The 3782-nt window shown below is 73.0% G+C and carries 3 protein-coding genes; 2 read left to right on the plus strand and 1 reads right to left on the minus strand.

Features of this window, described 5'->3' with window-relative positions; translation table 11 throughout:
* The first annotated feature begins 127 nt into the window (after positions 1-127).
* On the plus strand, positions 128-2053 hold the full coding sequence (gene dnaG, locus B7767_RS15000; protein ID WP_085572631.1) for a DNA primase: 1926 nt from the start codon (positions 128-130) through the stop codon (positions 2051-2053).
* Positions 2054-2159: 106 nt separating this feature from the next.
* Positions 2160-3401: an RNA polymerase sigma factor gene (locus B7767_RS15005; protein WP_085572632.1), complete on the plus strand. Its 1242-nt coding sequence runs from the start codon at positions 2160-2162 to the stop codon at positions 3399-3401.
* Between the two features lie 39 nt (positions 3402-3440).
* Here the strand turns inward: B7767_RS15005 and B7767_RS15010 are convergent.
* The coding region (locus B7767_RS15010; RefSeq protein WP_306297960.1) for a CbiX/SirB N-terminal domain-containing protein at positions 3441-3782 on the minus strand (342 nt) is incomplete at its 5' end.

Here is a 3782-nt window from a genome sequence, read left to right on the forward strand (position 1 = left end):
CGCGCGCCTGCGGCGCCGTCGTGGTTCCCCGCGCCCGCGCGGCGGAGCCGCGCACGTCACGGCCCCGCGCCCCTGGCGGGGCGCCGCGCCACCCGGAGGTGTCGGTCCGGCCCCGTAGAATTCACGCGTGGCAGGACGGATCAATGACGAGGACGTGAAGGCGGTTCGGGACGCGGTCCCGATCGACGCCGTCGTGTCCGAGTACCTCCAGTTGCGGAACGCGGGCGGTGGGAACCTCAAGGGGCTCTGCCCGTTCCACGACGAGAAGTCGCCGTCCTTCCAGGTCAGCCCGAGCAAGGGACTCTTCCACTGCTTCGGCTGTCAGGAGGGCGGCGACACCATCACGTTCGTGATGAAGGTCGACCACCTCTCCTTCTCGGAGGCCGTCGAGCGCCTCGCCGGGCAGGCCGGCATCACCCTGCGCTACGAGGAGGGCGGGTACAACCCGACCCACCAGCGCGGTGAGCGCATCCGTCTGGTCGAGGCCCACAAGATCGCCGCCGAGTGGTACGCGGAACAGCTCGCGACCTCCCCCGAGGCGGACACCGGCCGGGCCTTCCTCGCCGACCGCGGCTTCGACCAGGCCGCCGCCGTCCACTTCGGCGTCGGCTACAGCCCGCAGGGCTGGGACCACCTCACCCGCTTCCTGCGCGGCAAGGGCTTCAGCGACAAGGAACTGGTGCTCTCCGGACTCGCCCAGGAGGGCCGCCGCGGCCCCATCGACCGCTTCCGCGGCCGGCTGATGTGGCCCATCCGCGACATCGGCGGGGACGTCGTCGGCTTCGGCGCCCGCAAGCTCTACGAGGCGGACAACGGCCCCAAGTACCTCAACACCCCCGACACGGCGATCTACAAGAAGTCCCAGGTCCTCTACGGCATCGACCTGGCGAAGAAGGACATCGCGAAGTCCTCCCGCGCGGTCGTCGTCGAGGGCTACACCGACGTCATGGCCTGCCACCTCGCCGGGGTGACGACCGCCATCGCCACCTGCGGCACCGCCTTCGGCGGCGACCACATCAAGATCCTGCGCCGGCTGCTCATGGACAACGGCAGCGCCCGCGTGATCTTCACCTTCGACGGCGACGCGGCCGGCCAGAAGGCGGCCCTGCGCGCCTTCGAGGACGACCAGAAGTTCGCCGCCGAGACCTACATCGCCGTCGCCCCCGACGGCATGGACCCCTGCGACCTGCGCCTCGCCAAGGGTGACGAGGCCGTCGCCGACCTGGCCGAACCCCGCACCCCGCTCTTCGAGTTCGCCCTCCGCCAGATCGTGGTCCGCTACGACCTGGACACCCCGGCCGGCCGCGCCGCCGCCCTCGACGAGGCCGCGCCGATCGTCGCCCGGATCAAGAACAGCGGCGCCCAGCACGAGGTCGCCGTCCAGCTCGCCGGGATGCTCGGCATCCTCGACACCCAGTTCGTCGTCAAGCGGGTCGCCCAGCTCGCCCGCTGGGCCCGCGAGCGCGGCGGCAAGGGTCCCGCCCCCGACCAGCAGCAGCGCGGGGGCGGCGGGGACCAGCGGTACGCCCCCGCCCAGGCCGCCCCCCGCGGTCCCGCCCTCAACCTCCGCAACCCCGTCTTCGCCACCGAACGCGAACTGCTCAAGCTCGCCCTCCAGCGCCCGGAGCTGGTCTCCCCGGCCTTCGACGCGTACGGCGTCGACGAGTTCACCGCCCCGCCCTACGCGGCCGTACGCCAGGCGATCCTGGACGCGGGCGGCGCGGAGCACGGCGTGCAGGACCCGCAGGAGTACCTGATCCGGGTCCGTGAGGCCGCCCCCGACGACACCGTCCGCGCCATGGTCACCGAACTCGCCGTCGAGGCGATCATGCTGCACCGGGGCGTCAAGGGGGTCGACGAGACCTACGCGGGCGCCCAGCTCGTCACCGTCCGCCGCCGCGCGGTCGAGCGCCGCATCCGTGACATCACCAGCCGCCTCACCCGCCTCAGCACCCATGGCGACCCGGGCGAACTGGCCGCCGTGCAGAACGAGTTGTGGGTCCTCCAGCAGTACGACCAGGCCCTGCGGGAGCACGGCGCGGCCGCCCTGTGAGGGCGGCCGGAGACGGGCCCGGATAAGCGGCCGGTCACCGACCGGACGCAAAAAGTCATCGCACGCCCCTCGTGGGGACGATGTGTCGTACCCCACACTGGTCCCGGTGCCTGAGTCCTCGGAGCGCGGCCGATCCGTCACCGACGGGTCCCGGACATCCGCGGTTGTGCTCATCGCGTACGGGACGGACAGCGGCGAGGCCGCCGACTCCGTTCCCGAAGTACCGCTGCCCCACCCCCTGGCAGCGATCATCCTGGAGGTCGCCCCCGTGCAGACCCAGACCCAGATCCTCACCCAGCCCGACGCCGGCGTCCTCGTCGCCGTGCCCGCGCAGAGCCGCGTCGCGCACCATCCCGGTACACCGCCCGAGTCGGCCCCGGCCGTCGAGGAGCCGGTCGCCGAGGAGCCGGCCGCGCCCGTCCGCGCCGAGACCGGAGGGCCCTCCTCGGACCTGTTCCGGCAGTACCTGCGCGAGATCGGGCGCATCCCGCTGCTGACCGCCGCCGAGGAGGTCGAACTCGCCCGCCGTGTCGAGGCGGGGCTGTTCGCCGAGGAGAAACTGCGGCTGACGCCCGATCTGGACAGCCGGCTCGCCGTCGACCTGGACCGGCTCGTCGTCATGGGCCGGATGGCCAAGCGGCGGCTGATCGAGGCGAACCTGCGGCTCGTCGTGTCCGTCGCCAAGCGGTACGTGGGCCGGGGGCTGACCATGCTCGACCTGGTCCAGGAGGGGAACCTCGGGCTGATCCGGGCGGTGGAGAAGTTCGACTACGCGCGGGGGTACAAGTTCTCCACGTACGCCACCTGGTGGATCCGCCAGGCCATGTCGCGTGCGCTGGCCGACCAGGCCCGGACCATCCGCGTGCCCGTGCACGTGGTGGAGCTCATCAACCGGGTGGTGCGGGTGCAGCGGCGGATGCTCCAGGAGCGCGGGTACGAGCCGACGCCGGGCGAGGTCGCCGCGCACCTCGACCTGCCGGCCGAGCGGGTGGGGGAGGTGCTGCGGCTCGCGCAGGAGCCGGTCTCCCTCCATGCGCCGGTGGGTGAGGAGGAGGACGTGGCGCTCGGTGACCTCATCGAGGACGGTGATGCGGCGAGTCCGGTCGAATCGGCCGCGTTCCTGCTGCTCAGGGAGCACCTGGAGGCGGTCCTCTCCACCCTCGGCGAACGCGAGCGCAAGGTCGTCCAGCTCCGCTACGGCCTCGTCGACGGGCGTCCGCGCACCCTGGAGGAGATAGGCCGCCTCTTCGGCGTGACCCGCGAGCGGATACGGCAGATCGAGTCCAAGACGCTGAACAAGCTCCGCGACCACGCCTTCGCGGACCAGTTGCGGGGGTACCTGGACTGACCGGCGGAGCCGCGCACCGGCACGGCCCCGCGCCCCTCCTCAGACGGCCGGCGCCAGTTCCAGAGGTGCGGTGGGCAGGGTCCTCGCGGTCCGGTCGTAGCGGTGGAGGAGGAGGTGGGCCATCGCGGGGTGGGTGCCGAGGGGGGCGGAGGCGATGCCCGGCGCCGCCGCCGCGCATTCCGTGGCGAAGCGGCCGGGGGCCGTGAAGTAGGAGGCCACGGCCACGTGGTGGCGGCCCCGGGCGGCCAGGGCGCGGACGGCGTCGGGGACGGTGGGGGCGGCGGCGGAGGCGTAGGCGGGGACGACGGGGACGCCGAGGCGTTCGGCGAGCAGCCGCGCGGTGCGGCCCGTGTCGACCCCCGACTCGGGGTCGCGGGAGCC

This window comes from Streptomyces sp. 13-12-16 (genome assembly GCF_002114215.1).
In the GTDB taxonomy this organism is placed as follows: domain Bacteria; phylum Actinomycetota; class Actinomycetes; order Streptomycetales; family Streptomycetaceae; genus Streptomyces.